The sequence below is a fragment of the Prevotella sp. S7 MS 2 genome (assembly GCF_000762865.1).
GTDB lineage: Bacteria > Bacteroidota > Bacteroidia > Bacteroidales > Bacteroidaceae > Prevotella.
This window is the reverse complement of record NZ_JRPT01000039.1, coordinates 14,535-30,390: the sequence shown is the minus strand read 5'-3', so window position 1 is coordinate 30,390 and position 15,856 is coordinate 14,535. Positions and strand designations below refer to the sequence as shown.

Genomic DNA, 15,856 nt, shown 5'->3' with positions numbered 1-15,856 from the left:
TTTGTGAATATCGAAACAATTTGTAACTTTGTGATGTACACATCATAGGACTGTCATGGTTTTGAAGCATCTTTTTGGCTTGTCGGAAATAGCCGAACAATACCATATTTCCGATGTTTATGGCGAGGATGTAGCCGCTTTTTCTACGGCTGCCACGCCCGATTGTACGATGGCTTTCTTTGAAGGAAGAATCAGTTTCTACCTATTATTGTTGTTGAGGTCGGGGAGTCTGTCGGTAGAGATAGGCGATAACAGTGTGGAATTGCATGCCGGCGACCTGTTAGTTGTGGCTCCTTTCCAATTGGTACACTGCCTTTCCAACGATTCAGACACCGTTTTAGAGGGCTTGATGATTGATAGTGCGTTCTACGCTGGCATGCGTTCGGTGAGCAACGACTCTGATGTGATGATGCCGGAAACCTTTTTGACACAAGCACCGGTATATCATCTAGATGACCAGAAAGTTGCTGATCTAAGCAGATTGTTTCATCAAATCCGTACAGCCATTAGGTATTCGCATCTCTATAAAGTAGAGATAATTCGCTCGTTGGTACATGTTTGTCTGTTGTTTATCGTCGAATTACCATACGATGACAAACTCTTCACGCACGATTTCAAGCACAAAGAGAATATTTTTAAAATCTTTATGCATCTTGCTAATATGAATTTTAGACAGGAACGGCAGGTGGTTTTCTATGCCGATAAGTTGAATATGACGCCTACCTACCTCTCTCGTACGGTGCGAGAAATATCAGGTGCGACGGTCAGCGAGCATCTATCGCAACTCACTTACAGGGAAGCTTGTAACCTTTTGCGTAGTTCTGGGCTTACGATAGGGGAGATTTCAGAAACCTTACATTTCAACGACCAGTCGGCTTTTACTAATTTCTTCAAAGCCAAGTCGGGTCTTACACCACAGGGATATAGGAATAAAAGGGATACACACTAGCCTGAACAACACAACCACATGAACCATTTGTCCAACCTACAATCTATACCTTTAGTTCGCATAGCAGCCGTTTTTATTTTCGGTATTCTCATTGGCAACCATTGGGGCGATACTTTTTCGCTGCGTATATGGACGAGCGTGGGACTGTTATTTGTGTTGTTGGCATGGTGGATACGCTACCGTGTGTGGCAAACCGTCATGATAGTGTTGGTGACCATGGTCGTCGGCATTTGGCTCATAACTTTCCATAACCATCGGCTTCATCCGACTTTGCCTGATGAGAAATGCCACATAGAGGCTGTAGTTATAGGTAATCCGACCGTTCATAGGCGTGTAGTGATGTGCGATATGGATGTTCAGACGATACAACGGCATTCACTCAAGCGGTCGCTCAAGGTACGAGCGTCGCTCTATGGCGACAATGTGCGTAGTATGCGGTTGGCAGTTGGTAATCGAGTGGAGTTCGTATCGCGATTGGAGAGGCCGCAAAATTTTCTTTCTACCGGGCATTTTGATTACGAGCGATGGATGCGAGTGCATGGTTATGTAGCCACGGCTTTCGTACAGATGAGTCAATTGCATGTGCTGTCGGGGCATGAAGCGGGAAGTTTCAGAAATCTTTTGTTGCAATGGAGGCGATTGTTAGCCGACCGATATATGGCTTCTGGCATGCAGCAAGACGTCTTGGCCGTAGTGGTAGCTATGACCCTTGGTGACAAGTCGATGCTCAGTAGGCAGACGAAACATGAGTATTCGGTAGCGGGAACATCACACATCCTTGCCCTATCTGGGCTCCATCTGTCTATCATTTTCATGGTGTTGACACTGCTGTTCGGTCGTTCTTTGATAGGCAGACTGGCTGCCCTCGTGGCTATTTGGGCGTATGCCATGCTAGTAGGACTTCCACCGTCGGTGACACGTGCAGCCACGATGATGACCGTTTATTCGCTGGTGACGCTGTTACATCGTAACAACATCTCGCTCAACACGCTGGCATTGGCTGCCATCATCATGCTTGCCGCCAATCCACTTTGCCTTTGGGATGTAGGCTTTCAGCTCTCGTTCTGTTCCGTAGCAGCCATCCTCTGTCTGTATAGGCCACTCTTCGATTGGCTCAACCCTGCGAATTCAGTGCTGCGTTGGGTGGGAGCGATGATGTGTACATCGGTTGCTGCCCAAGTGGGTACGGCTCCATTGGTGGCTTATTACTTCGGTCGATTCTCGTGTTATTTCCTGTTATCCAATCTCATTGTGATTCCTTGTGCCACGTTGTTGCTCTATATGGCTTGTTTGTTGTTGCTCATCGGTTGGCTACCGCTTTGTGCTCAAGTGTTGGAATGGGCTGTCGGGCTGATAGCTGGAGTGATGAATGCGGTTGTAAGTGTTATTGCTCGGTGGCCCGGAGCAAGTATTGAGCATATTCATATTGGCGGTTTGCGAGTTTTTTTGCTCTATGTTATTATCGTCGGAGTTTGCCTTTTAGCCTCCTTTCATCCTTTACGGCCTATCGGAAACAATGGTGTTTAAGATTCATCTCGTTTACTTGATAACTCTATATAATCTTCCTTTCTCAAGAAGAGGGTTGAGGTGAGGTCGCTGCAAACACATAACAGCAATACTGCAAAGCCCGAACAGCGACGCTGCATGGTCGAGGCAGCAAGATTGCCCAGCCTTTGCAGTTGATAAGTAAACAAACAGACGAGTTGGCAGGTAGGCTGTTTTTTATAATGATTTGGTTTGCATAAGCTCGGAAAGTTGTGTATCTTTGCGCAAAACAATCTTATCATATGGACAGGAAAACATTCATCTTATTGGCTATGGCCACGGCCGCAACGGCTGGAAGCATGCGAGCTGTGGACTGCCAAGCAAAGCCTTTGGTAGCAGTCCAAGCCGACACACAAGCAGAGGCAAAGTACATGGACTTTTTATATCGCTACATGTCGTTGCCTGATAAAACCGACTATACGCGCGATTTCTATCGCGAAAATGTAGAGATGTCGCTGCAGGCACAGCGCGATATGCCGTGGGGAAAGACTGTTCCCGAACGAGAATTTAAGCACTTTGTGATTCCTGTGCGTGTGAACAATGAAAATTTGGATCATAGTCGCAAGGTGTTTTATGGTGAATTAAAAGACCGTGTGAAAGGTTTATCAATGAAGAATGCCATTCTAGAAGTGAATCACTGGTGCCATGAGAAGGTGACTTATAGACCGTCGGATTCGCGCACGAGTAGTCCGTTGGCATCGGTTTGTACAGCTTATGGACGTTGTGGCGAGGAGAGCACGTTTCTTGTTGCTGCCTTGAGGGCAGTGGGGATACCGGCTCGACAGGTCTATACGCCGCGTTGGGCACATACTGATGACAACCATGCATGGGTAGAAGCGTGGGCCGATGGTAAGTGGTATTTCCTAGGTGCATGCGAACCTGAACCGGTATTAAACTTGGGGTGGTTCAACGAGAGTGCCTCGCGTGGTATGTTGATGCATACCAAAGTGTTCGGCGATTACGACGGTCCGGAAGAGGTTATGAGTCGTACTCCGAACTACACGGAAATCAATGTGATAGACCACTATGCCCCCACGGCTGAAGTAAAAGTAGACGTGGTGGATGCTAAAGGTAATCGTGTAGCTAATGCGAAAGTGGAATTTAAGGTGTATAACTATGCCGAATTCTACACGGTGGCAACCAAACATACCGATGGGCAGGGTAGGGCGTCGCTCACAGCCGGCAAGGGTGACATGCTCTTGTGGGTGTCGAAAGATGGTAAGGTGGCCGTACAGAAGATTTCGTTCGGTAAGACTCCGGAGGTCAAAGTGGTGTTGGAACACGCGGAACTGACCGAAAAGATGGATTTGGATATTGTTCCGCCACCAACAAGTGGACAGTTGCCCGATGTGACAGCGGCTCAGCGGGCAGAGAATACACGGCGTATGGCTGAGGAAGACGCTATTCGTCAGGCTTACGAAGCAACGATGAAAGACGAGTCGCGCGGCAATCATGCTACGATAGATGCTTTTTTTGCCGGTGCAAAGAACAAGGTGATGGCACAGAAACTGTTGCAGGTGATTTCAAAAAAGGATTTGCGCGACGTGCCATTGGATGTGTTGCGTGACCATGCCGTAGAGCAGACCGATACGTCGGACATATATTGTTGCTACGTGATGAATCCTCGTGTGGAGAGTGAATGGCTTACGCCTTACAAGCATTTCTTGCGCGAGAAGATGGCCAGCGTGAAGAGTGTGGCACAGTTGGTGGCGTGGTGTGAGAAGAATATCCGTATCGATGAGGTACACAATCCACAAGGATTGCGCATGCAACCGATGAGTGTGTGGCGCGATAAGATAACAGATAAGCTAGGGCGTGATATCTTCTTCGTGTCGGTGGCACGCAGTTTAGGCTGGCCGGCTCGTATCAACGAGGTAAATGGTAAGTTGCAATATTATGCCGGAAACAATTGGGTAGATGTGGAATTTGGTGGTAAGACTGAGGCTGTGGTGGCTCCGAAAGGTCGATTGGTGCTTGATTATCAGGCTTCGAAGTTTAATGATAATCCCAAATATTACATCCACTTCACGCTGAGTCGGATAGAAAACGGACAAGCACAGTTGCTCACTTATCCGGAAGAAGCGACATGGAAAGGTGATTTTGCCAATGGTGTGGACTTGGATGAAGGCGAGTATATGTTGACCACCGGTTCGAGAATGGCTAGTGGTGCGGTGTTGGCTCATACGGAAGTATTCCGTGTCAAGAAGGGAGAAACTACAAAATTAAGTTTCGCTCTGCGCGAAAGTAGCGATGATATACAGGTGATTGGTAGCTTGAATGCGGAGGATATTTACCACGATAAGGCTACGAATACAGATAAGAGTCTGCTTTCTACCGTTGGGCGCGGATATTATATGGTAGGTATTGTAGCTCCGAATCAGGAACCGACAAACCATACTTTGCGCGACATCAGTGCTTACAAAGAGCAGTTTGAAAAGTGGGGAAGAAAGATGGTATTGCTGTTCCAAGACGCCGAACACATGGAACGTTTCAACTTTAAGGAGTTCGACCGTCTGCCTTCTACCGTTGTTTGGGGAACAGATGTAGATGGTAAGATTTTGAAAGAAGTATGCGAACAGTTGAAACTACGAACATCTTCGTTACCAATCTTCGTGATATGCGATAGCTTTAACCGCGTGGTATATGTTCAACAGGGATATACCATTAATATAGGTGAGCAAATATTGAAGGTGATAGGGAAGTTGTAAAGGCTTTCCCTGTCGCGAGTTGGCATAAAAAAAGAGGGATTATGGATGGTTGCATGATTGCAATTTCCATAATCCCTCTTTTCTATTCTTATAGTCAGATTCCTTTCCTTTTGATGGGGAAGAGGATTAAATCAGTTGCCTAACAATCTCTGCCTGCGTTTCTTTTCGGCCATTTGGCGAAATTCCGGAAGCAGAACCATGTATCTCGATGGCTCCTGTTTCGTCGATAATGCGATGTACATTGCCGGGATTAACGCCTCCGCCGGGAAGGATAATCATTCTGCCGGCGGTGTGATGGATGTATTCGCGCAATTGTGGAATGCCCTTTTCGGCTGTAGATTGTTGGCCGGAAGTAAGCACACGGGCGCATCCTAATGTCATTAATTGGTCGAGTGCTTGCATCGGATTCCTGCATACATCGAATGCACGGTGATAGGTGAACGGCTTACCTTGGGCTGCCACGATGAGTCGGCGAGTGGTTTCTACATCTATATCTCCCTCAGGTGTGAGTGCTCCACTGACGATTGCATCTACATAAGGGAACAATGCTGTAATGTCATGTTCCATCACTTGTACCTCTTCTTCGCTGTAAATGAAGTCGCCTTCGCGCGAACGAATGAGGGCGTGGATGGTGAGTTGCGGGAATAATGTGCGTACGGTTTGTACTAGTCCCAGCGATGGAGTGAGACCATCAAGGCTGAGTGCTGAGCAAAGTTCTATTCGCTTGGCACCGCCTTTGACGGCATTGATGACGCTTTGAAGACTGCCTGTGCAGACTTCTAAAGTATAATTTTGGTTCATTTTGTTAGTTCTATGACGTAATCAGGGGTTGTGTCGGCTGTGAATGTAACTGTAGCTTGCTTGGTCTTTTTGTTGTATTGGCAAGCCAATGGGCGACGTGTTACGAAGTCGATGACCTTTCTGGGCTTTTTATCAATCGTGAATGTGAGTTTTGACAGCGTCTTATCGAACACGTGTAGATAAATCTTATTGTCTTTAGCTGTGCTTGTTCCCCATTTAGCTTCGCCTACTTCACTAGCCTTGGTGCCATAGATGGTTTCGCCATATTGCTTCATCCATTTGCCCAAACCTTGTAGACGGTCGAGCGCGACAGCCGGAAGTTCACCGTTAGGTTGCGGGCCTATGTTCATAAGAAGGTTGGCTCCCTTGCCGGCAGAGCGTGCTAAGAGTTCTATGAGTTGGTCGGTGGTCTTGTAATTGAGGTCAGATACCTTGTAACCCCACATGCCATTCATGGTCTCGCAGGTCTCTAATGGCAACTTACTGATGTCTTGTCCCGATAGTCCGGCTTTGTTTTCACCGGGCAGGTCGCGCTCAAACATTTGGAAATCTTCACCGTCAATCGGGGTAATATGGTGGTTGTTGCCTACGAGGCAAGCCGGTTGGATGTTATGGATGTAGCGATAAAACTCTTCCATACGCCAATTAAAAGGAATACTATCGCTATCATGATCCCAATAACCATCGAGCCAAATGGCACCTACTTTGCCATAGTTGGTAAGGATTTCGCGTATTTGATTCTTCATGAAAGTGAAGTAAGTATCGTAGTTGGGAGCCAGTTTGCGACCGGTATAAAGTCCGGTTCGACCGATAGGATAGTCTTCGCGAATCCAGTCGAGGATAGAATAATAGACGTGAAGACGCACTCCTTGCTGTTGGCAAGCGGTAGATAGCTCTTTCAATACATCTCGTTTGAAAGGTGTTGCATCCACAATATTGTATTTGGTCTCGTCTGTATGGAACATAGAGAAGCTGTCGTGGTGGCGTGAGGTGAATGTAATATACTTGGCACCAGACTCCTTGATGGCTTTTACCCAAGCATTTGCATCGAACTGAATGGGGTAAAAGCAAGAGGCAGCCTTGGCATATTCGTCTTTATTGATGTGACTATTGAGGTACCATTCGCCTTGTGCGAATTCACTATAGATCCCCCAATGGAGGAAAATACCGAAGCGGAAACCTTCAAATTCCTTTCTTGCTTCGAGGTTCTCCGGTGTAGGTACATACTTTTGCTCGGCTTGCATAGACAACAGGCTTAGCAATAATAAAAACGTAATAAATGATAATTTTTTCATGAGATATAGGTTTATACTTGATAGATGTTATTCTATAATGGTTCTAAAAAAGCCGAGTCGTACTGCTGTAGACTCGGCTTTTGCTTGTATGAATAGTATTATTCCTTGTTTTCAGCATCAATAGCTTTGATTTTTTGCTTCACCAATTCGAGGTCATCTTTCAGTTTTTGTACCTTTCGATTCATCTCATCGATGAGACTATTGCCCTTTTTACTGGTGCTATTGAGGAATCCTAGATTGTTCTCATAAGTGATAATCTCTTGTTTCAGAGCCTCATAGCGATGCATCAGTCGGCCACGTTCGTTGCCCAAAGCGTCTTCTCCGCGCTTCGCTATGTTCTTGATGTTGTTGCGGAAGTTGTCTAATCGTTTGCGGGCAGTAGTGATATTCAACTCCTTATAGAGCTTATCCAGCACGTCGTGATATTCCTTATAGACTTTATCTTTGTCTTTGAAAGGCACGTGACCAACCTTATTATACTCGTCAACAAGGCTTTGTACCTTCTCTTGGATGTTGTCGGAGGCCTCTTCGCACAGGGTTTTGAGCTGCTCAATGATGCTATGTTTCTTTTCAAGATTGGCATGCTCTTCGTTTCGAGTACCCGAATTGGCTGCGTTACGAGCTTCAAAGAACTTGTTACATGCACCGAGAAACTCTTCCCATAGTTGGTCGCCTAGCTTTCTAGAAACCATTCCTATGGTTTTCCACTCTTTCTGTAGAGCAATCAGTTTATCGCTGGTAGACTTCCATTCTGTGCTGTCTTGTAATGCTTTTGCTTTTTCTACGAGTGCTTTTTTCTTCTCTGCATTCTCAGCAAATTGTGATTTCATCGTCTTGAAATACTCTGCCTTGGCATTGAAGAATGTATCACAAGCAGTACGGAAACGCTCGAATATCTTCACATTCATCTTTTGTGGAGCAAATCCAATGGTCTTCCATTCGGCTTGAATGGCTATGATTTCCTTGGTATGTGTCTCCCAATCGGCAGCGTTCTTATTCTCTTGTTTGCATATCTCTTCGGTTCTTTCGCAGAGTGCAGTCTTCTTGTTTAGGTTCTCTTCTTCCTTAGAACGCAACTCTTCGAAGTGCTGTTGATGGCGCTTATTAATGACGGTTGATGCGGCTTTGAAGCGAGTCCAAATCTCTTCGCGTAGTTCTTTAGCCACCGGACCAATCTCTCTATACTCCTGATGTAGCTCTTGTAGCTGGTGAAAGGCGCTTACAATGTCTGTTTCTTCAGCCAATTTCTCGGCAGCTTCACATAACTTTGTCTTCAATTCCAAGTTTTTCTTGAAATCGTATTCGCGTGCTTCGATGTTCAGTTTCAGTAAATCATAGAACTGCTCTACATAGAGTTGGTAGTTTCGCCACAACTCATTTGCTTTGTCAGTTGGTACAGCTTTGATTTCTTTCCACTGTTGTTGTATCTCTTTGAATTCTTGATATGACTTATTGGCTTCATCGGGTGATGTGGCCATATTCTTTATCTTCTCAATGATTGCGAGCTTTTTCTCTAGGTTAGCTTGCTTCTCTTCTTCCTGTTGTTTGAAGAGTTCGGCTCTCCGTTCTTTGATGACACTCATCTCAGCCTTGAATATTTCTTCGGCTTCATCGGGCAAAACCTGATATTTCTCCGGGTCTCCTCCTTCTTCCAAATATGCTTTTTGCTGTGCATCGCGCTCAGCAATGTGCAGTTTATAGAACGTTGTTTTCAGGTGATCCAGTTCGTCCTTGGTAGGATTTTCGTTGTTGCCGACGATTTCTTTCAGCCGTTCTATCACTTCTTGTTTGGTGGTATAGGCCTTCGTTGCAACTTTTTCTTCTTGTTTTCCCACTTCAAGGGCATTTTCTTGAGAGTCCATCATGTCGCTATTAAGTTGATGAGATACAGTTAATACAATGTCTTCTAATAAGACATATCTCATGCAAACTTAAATAAAATAATTGTAAATTCCTAGTAGAATTGATATTTTTTAACTACAATCTCACAGCAAACGCTTGAAGCGGAGAATCCACCAAGAGAGCCCTGATACGAAGATTGAAATAAAAAGTGCTATACAGAAGCCCCATCGACTGGTCTCCATACCATTGATAAGGTTCATTCCGAAGAGTGATGCGATGAGTGTCGGGAACATCATGATGATAGATACGGATGTCAGTGTACGCATCGTGGTGTTCATGTTGTTGTTGATGATGCTGGAATAAGTATCCATCGTTGACTCTAAAATATCTGAGTAGATGGCCGTGGTCTCGCGTGCCTGTGTCATCTCAATGTTGACGTCTTCGATAAGGTCGGCGTCTAATTCGTCCACTTGTAGCTTGAATTTCAACTTTGACAGCAGGTTTTCGTTTCCTCGAATAGAAGTGGTGAAATAGGTAAGTGAATCCTGTAATCTGCTCAAACCTATCAAACTTTCGTTGTTCACTCCTTGGTCTAGATTATGTTTAGCCTTTTCTATGAGTGCATTAATTTGCTTTAGACGTTTCAGATACCACACGGCTGAAGAAAGGAATAGCCTGAAAATCATGTCAACATAGTCCGTAAAGCCTTCACTACGTTTCTGCTGATAGCTTACGAAGTCAATCATCATGTTGGTCTCGTAGAAGCAAACAGTGATGGTAACGTCTTTCTTATGGATGATACCTAAGGGCACAGTGGTGTATGGCGTACGCGAACGAATCTCCTTCACATACGGTATACGCAAGATAATGAGCATCCACCCGTCGTCGTATTCATAGCGGGCACGCTCGTCGGTATCGCTGATATCTGATAGAAAATAGTCGGGTATGTTAAATTCTTCTTCCAACAATTGTTGGTCTTCATCTGTTGGACACGTTACTTGTATCCAGCAATTGGGTTGCCATTCTTTAATGGCGGTCAAGTTATCTGTAATATTCCAGTAGGTTCTCATGTCTGCCAATCTCCACATTAAATAATAACCGGTGTGGGGATTCGCATCTAGCTAAATCCTCACGCCAACGAATTAAAGTTTTCCGCGTGATAATCGTCCATAGGAATTAATAGTTTGATTTAACTTTGCAAAGATACATTAAAACGTCCGCATTTCCAAGGAAACCCCATGATTTTTTCTCCATAGCGATTTAGGCAGTCTCGTTTTCTTTACGAATACGAAACTGTGTGAAATATACGAAAAGGATGTTACGAATCTTGTAGTTCTTAGATGATGCTTTGAATTAGAAAAATATAATTAATAGAAGTGGTGGTGTGGATATTGGTAGAGTTCATTTTTTGTCGGGCATATGTATTTCACCGTTTCTCACTTGAGTGGGTGTGCCATGCAAATGGAGCTTACAAAACGTCGACATACTTTGTTGCGAGGAGAAGTGGAGTCTCTCAGCTATCTCTAAATTACTTTATTTTTCGGACTTATTTTTTTTTTGAATTTTTGGCATGGTTTGTAATGATTTTGCAAAAATATAATTCTATACCTTGATGGAATTCCTTTGTTTTGACCGAATTATAAAAAAATAGACACGAATTAGTAAATTAAAATTGTATTTAAGTCTTTACTTTTGTATACATTAAGTGGAGAGATTTATATATATGCGAAATTATTTACCCTGTTTTTCCACTATGACTGTTTAGCAGAGCCTGTATAGACATCTAGTGTTTGTGCAGGTCTCTCTATTTTTTATAGCTAGATTGTAGCAATTTTGCTATAATAAAGACCGGGAAGAGGCTTCTGCTTCTTCCCGGTCTTTATTATTTAATAGGTTTATTGTAATTTATAATCTCATTTTTTCTTTCCTACTTGCTTCAAAGCTTCTTTCAGTAGGTTCCAGAAAGGAGCCACGGTGGCAATCTCGCAACGCTCGGTAGCGGTGTGAGGACTGCGAATCGTAGGTCCAAGACTAACAACATCCAAATGTGGATATTTGCCGAGAATGATAGAACACTCCAATCCAGCGTGGTCTACTTGTACGATTCCGTCTGTCTTATTCTGCTCTTTGTAGATGTCCAGCAATGTGTTCAGTGTCTCGCTATCGGGATTTGGATTCCATCCACTGTAGCTTCCACTCATTGTAACCTTCATGCCGGCCATATTGAAGCAGCTCTCTAAAGTCTCAGCTATGCACTCCTTCATCTCGTCGTTAGAACTGCGAGCCAAAATTTTGAACGAAGCATTGCCGCCACCGATATTGATAATAGCGAGGTTGGACGATGTCTCTACCACTTCTGGGATAGCCGGAATCATACGCATCACACCATTGTGGCACGCGTAGATGGCATTCACAAGGTTATCGCTAATCTCTACAGGCACTTCCTTTTCGGGTGTTTCTACATCTTCGGCAACAAGCATAATGTCTTTCTCAATGCCCTTGTATTCTTCATTAAACTCTTCGCACCAGTCGGCTACAAGTTCTTTCAGTGCTTCGACATTCTCCTTTGGCAATGTCAATACTACTTCGGCCTTGAATGGGATGGCGTTACGCATGTTGCCACCTTGCCATGTAGCCAAGTGAGCATCGCACTCGCTGATGGCCGAACGTACGAAACGAACCATAAGTTTGTTCGCATTACCGCGACCTTCGTGTATCTCCAAACCGGAGTGACCGCCACGCAAACCACTCAAAGTCACTTTCACGGCAGCATCGTTCTTGTCTGTAACCACTTCCTGATAGCCCATATCTGCTGTCACATCGATACCACCGGCACTACCGATAACGAATTTTCCCCATGATTCAGAGTCTAGATTCAGCAGGATATCACCCTTCAGTACGCCCGGTTTCAAGTCGTTCGCTCCGAACATACCGGTTTCTTCGTCGGCAGTGATGAGTCCTTCTACCGGTCCGTGCTGTAAGTCTTTCGCCTCCATCACGGCCATGATGGTAGCCACGCCCATACCGTTGTCAGAACCAAGTGTGGTGTTATTGGCATATACCCATCCGTCTACGATGCGTGTTTCGATGGGATCGGTTTCAAAGTTATGATTGCTTTCGGGTGCTTTTTGGGGTACCATGTCCATATGAGCCTGCAAGATGATGCCTTTACGGTCTTCCATTCCGGGGGTAGCGGGCTTACGCATGATGATATTTCCGGCCTCGTCTTGGAATGCCTCTACACCTACACGCTTAGCAAAGTCGAGCAAGAAAGCTTGGATTTTTTCCAAATGTCCCGATGGACGAGGTACTTGTGTCAGTGCATAAAAGTTTTCCCAGATACATTTAGGGTCTAGATTTCTGATTTCGCTCATAGTCTTTATGTTTTTAAATGAATAATGCTTATTTTGCAACATGATGTTTCTTGGTGAACGATAGTACCAACCATGCATATATACCCAGTGCTACGACGAGCAACGTTTGTATGGAGTGCACGATGAGAACGAAGTTCAGTGCGTCGACAGCTTGCACACCATAGAGTATCAACATGGTCTTTACGGCAAAATGCCAAGACCCTGCACCGTTGGGAGTGGGTACGATGACGGCGATGCTTCCTACGATAAATGTCACCAATGCGCATGACATGCCAAGCCCGGCCGTGCTCTCAAAGCAAAAGAACGTGAGATAGTAGTGCAGGAAGTAGCTCCCCCAAATGGCCAGCGTGAAGAAGATGAAGCGTGGCTGATTGCGCACTTTGCGCAGCGACATGATACCTTGTTTGATGCCGTCTACTGTCTCTTTCACCTTATTAAATATACTAAGCTTCTTCAGTATGACCCCTCCCAATGCTATGACAGCCACCAAGCAGATACCTGTAACCATCCATCCCGTACTTGTAAAGCTGTGTATGAGGTGGTCGAGACTCGTGCCGGTCTTCAAGAAGAACGTGTCGAACGTTCGGAGTTGGAAGATAAGGGTAAGTGCTGTAATCAACAATACGAGTAAAGAGTCAATGGCTCGTTCGGTCACCACGGTACCCAAGGCTTTTGGAAATGATGTGCCGTCGTAGCGATGGAGCACACCGCAACGGGCAAATTCGCCTACGCGAGGCACCACAAGGCTTACGGCGTAGGATAAAAATACGGAATTGACGAGTGTCGACATGCGCGGATGCTCGTCCACCGGTTCCAATGTTTGGCGCCAACGCCAACCTCTGAAAGCCTGAGCCAAGACACCGAAAGGGAAGGAGAGTAACATCCATCCCCAGTTCATTTGGTGGAACAACACGTCTTGCACGGCGTGGAAATCGAATCCACGATACATCCAATAAAGGATGGCTCCGCCTAATATCAGCGACAGTGCTACTTTAGAAATATCTCCTATTGTCTTTTTCAAGCTGGTTGCGTTTTCTTAGTTGCTATTAGCCACAAAGTTAAGAGAATTCAGTCTAAATACAAAGAAAATACCATTCTAATTTCCTTAAATCGTCGATGAGAGGTGATAATGGGGTAAGGGAGGGAGTGTTGCATCCCAAGTCGGCTTATATTTACCGCCTAAAACAGACTTATACATAATAGGAACGAATTGTATTTGCTCTTTTAGTATGTGTCTTTTCGTACTAGACAGATAACTCTTAATTTGTTGCAAAGGCTAGGCAGCATTACTGCCACATCTTTTCAGCATTGCTGCAAAAGCCAAACAGCAATACTGCCATGGGATTGCAATTTGCTAATAGACGAGTTAACGAGTAGACAACTAAATGAGTTGGGAGTGAGAAATGAGGAGTTTTGAGTGATGAGTTGGACTATACTTTCTGCTTAACGATGACGGTGACACCGCTTAGAATCAGCAAAATGCCGAGGCAGAGGCGCAGGGTTATCGTTTCATGGAACAAGCATACACCGATAATAACGGCTGTAACGGGTTCTAAGGCGCCCATGATGGCAGAGGGAGTGGAACCAATTTTGGCAATAGCTATATTCATAAAGAAGAGCGAAAGTACCGTGGGCAGCAAGGCCAATTGGAATGCGAAAGCCCAGTCTTTGGCTGTATGAAGCATCTGAATGGGCGCACCGGCCAGCAAACTGAATAGGTAGACGGCGATAAATCCGAAGAAGACAACCCAAAAGGTGTATTTCAATGGTGGAATATCCACGCTCCACCGGTTTACGGAGACAATGTACACGGCATAGAGCAACGACGAGAACATGACGAGCAGGAAACCGGCTGTGCTGAGTTTGCTGTCTCCCTCACCATGGTAGAGTAGCACTACACCGCTTAACGCCAATAGGATTGCCAGGGACGCCCCCCACGTTATGCGCTCGTGAAAGAGTAAGGTCATGAGCATAGCTGTCATGATAGGGTAGACGAAAAGCAGTGTGGAAGCGATGCCGGCAGCCATGTAATGGAAGCTCAGGAAGAGCGTCATAGACGACAAAGCGAAAATGCTGCCCAGTAAAGCCAGTCGGATGGCATGGCCAAGTTTAATACGGAAGTTCTCTCGGCGTACCAACATGATGACGGCAAAGATGACTATGGCTAGCCCATAGCGATACATCACGACCGAATAGGAGTTGATGCCATCGGCATACAAAGGTAATGCGCCGAGTGGATTAGTGCCATAACAGATGGCAGCCATGGTTGCTGCCAAGAATCCTTTTACGTTGTTGCTCATCGTTCTGAGATTATATTTGGCTGCAAAGGTAAGGCAAATAAATGATAAAAGTTTCGCATGGATGCTCTACTTTGGAGTAATCGGGAGTTAAAAGGAGTTAGCAGGAGTTACCAGACAAATGTCTGTTGTCGGCATACCGGTAAAGAGTAAACGGACTAATAAATATCGATTCAGTGCAGATTATCGCATAGTTTTTGTATTTTTGCAGACACATCAATCCATAGACAGATGAAACTAGTCAAACCAAAGAAGAATCTGGGACAGCATTTCTTGACCGATTTGAATATCGCGAAGCGCATTGCCGACACCGTAGATGCGTGTCCGGATATTCCCGTATTGGAAATCGGACCGGGTATGGGTGTCCTTACGCAGTATCTGGTAGAGAAGCCTCGCGAAGTAAAAGCTGTGGAGATAGACAGCGAGTCGGTGGCTTTCTTGTACGAGAAGTTCCCCTCGTTGCACGAGAATATCATAGGTGAAGACTTCTTACGCATGGATTTGAACGATATATTCGGTGGCCGTCAGTTCGTGTTGACGGGCAATTACCCTTACGATATATCCTCGCAGATATTCTTCAAGATGCTTGATTACAAGGATTTAATACCCTGTTGTACGGGTATGATACAGCGAGAAGTGGCGCTACGTATGGCTTCGGCACCGGGTAGTAAAGCCTATGGCATCTTGTCGGTGTTGATACAAGCGTGGTACAATGTGGAATATTTGTTCACCGTTGATGAGCATGTGTTCAATCCGCCTCCTAAAGTGAAGAGTGCCGTTATCAGAATGACGCGCAACAAAGTGACCGATTTGGGATGCGACGAGAAACTTTTCAAGCGATTGGTGAAGACTGTGTTCAACCAGCGTCGTAAGATGTTGCGTGTAAGTATCAAGCAGATGTTTGGTGCCGAGAAGCCTGAACAGGCCTTCTTCGAGCAAGATATTATGACCAAACGTCCAGAACAATTGAGCATAGCAGAATTTGTAGAACTGACTAATCAGCTGAGTAAGTTGGCATTATAACAGTTTTAATCGATGTCTCGAA

General features: G+C 45.1%; 11 protein-coding genes. 4 read left to right on the top strand and 7 right to left on the bottom strand.

Annotated features, from left to right (window positions below; genetic code table 11):
- Window positions 1-55: 55 nt before the first annotated feature.
- From HMPREF0671_RS07710 to HMPREF0671_RS07700, 3 genes are all read left to right on the top strand, one after another.
- Complete coding sequence (locus HMPREF0671_RS07710) at window positions 56-949, top strand: AraC family transcriptional regulator (protein WP_036899056.1); 894 nt, start codon at window positions 56-58, stop codon at window positions 947-949.
- Between the two features lie 18 nt (window positions 950-967).
- Window positions 968-2,476 (top strand): ComEC/Rec2 family competence protein, encoded by a 1,509-nt coding sequence (locus HMPREF0671_RS07705; RefSeq protein ID WP_052052930.1) that lies wholly within the window; start codon window positions 968-970, stop codon window positions 2,474-2,476.
- A 260-nt stretch (window positions 2,477-2,736) separates the two neighbouring features.
- Complete coding sequence (locus tag HMPREF0671_RS07700; RefSeq protein WP_036899054.1) at window positions 2,737-5,202, top strand: transglutaminase family protein; 2,466 nt, start codon at window positions 2,737-2,739, stop codon at window positions 5,200-5,202.
- Between the two features lie 126 nt (window positions 5,203-5,328).
- Here HMPREF0671_RS07700 and HMPREF0671_RS07695 read toward each other — a convergent pair whose 3' ends face one another.
- From HMPREF0671_RS07695 to HMPREF0671_RS07665, 7 genes are all read right to left on the bottom strand, one after another.
- The gene (locus HMPREF0671_RS07695; RefSeq protein ID WP_036899050.1) at window positions 5,329-6,003 is read right to left on the bottom strand and encodes a copper homeostasis protein CutC; all 675 of its coding nucleotides are present in this window, start codon (window positions 6,001-6,003) and stop codon (window positions 5,329-5,331) included.
- Window positions 6,000-7,298 (bottom strand): alpha-L-fucosidase, encoded by a 1,299-nt coding sequence (locus tag HMPREF0671_RS07690; protein ID WP_036899047.1) that lies wholly within the window; start codon window positions 7,296-7,298, stop codon window positions 6,000-6,002. Before HMPREF0671_RS07690 ends, HMPREF0671_RS07695 begins: the two co-directional genes overlap by 4 nt.
- Window positions 7,299-7,396: 98 nt before the next feature.
- A complete protein-coding gene (locus HMPREF0671_RS07685; protein WP_036899104.1) occupies window positions 7,397-9,163 on the bottom strand; it encodes a DUF349 domain-containing protein in 1,767 nt (588 codons plus the stop codon).
- 120 nt (window positions 9,164-9,283) lie between these two features.
- Complete coding sequence (locus tag HMPREF0671_RS07680) at window positions 9,284-10,210, bottom strand: magnesium transporter CorA family protein (protein ID WP_036899101.1); 927 nt, start codon at window positions 10,208-10,210, stop codon at window positions 9,284-9,286.
- 843 nt (window positions 10,211-11,053) lie between these two features.
- Window positions 11,054-12,514: an aminoacyl-histidine dipeptidase gene (locus HMPREF0671_RS07675; protein ID WP_036899098.1), complete on the bottom strand. Its 1,461-nt coding sequence runs from the start codon at window positions 12,512-12,514 to the stop codon at window positions 11,054-11,056.
- Between the two features lie 28 nt (window positions 12,515-12,542).
- Window positions 12,543-13,535 (bottom strand): lysylphosphatidylglycerol synthase transmembrane domain-containing protein, encoded by a 993-nt coding sequence (locus HMPREF0671_RS07670; RefSeq protein WP_036899044.1) that lies wholly within the window; start codon window positions 13,533-13,535, stop codon window positions 12,543-12,545.
- 409 nt (window positions 13,536-13,944) lie between these two features.
- The gene (locus HMPREF0671_RS07665; protein ID WP_036899041.1) at window positions 13,945-14,814 is read right to left on the bottom strand and encodes a DMT family transporter; all 870 of its coding nucleotides are present in this window, start codon (window positions 14,812-14,814) and stop codon (window positions 13,945-13,947) included.
- A 228-nt stretch (window positions 14,815-15,042) separates the two neighbouring features.
- Between HMPREF0671_RS07665 and rsmA the strand changes: the two genes are divergently transcribed.
- Window positions 15,043-15,834, top strand: a complete 792-nt coding sequence (gene rsmA / locus HMPREF0671_RS07660; RefSeq protein WP_036899038.1) for a 16S rRNA (adenine(1518)-N(6)/adenine(1519)-N(6))-dimethyltransferase RsmA — start codon at window positions 15,043-15,045, stop codon at window positions 15,832-15,834.
- The last annotated feature ends 22 nt before the right edge of the window (window positions 15,835-15,856 follow it).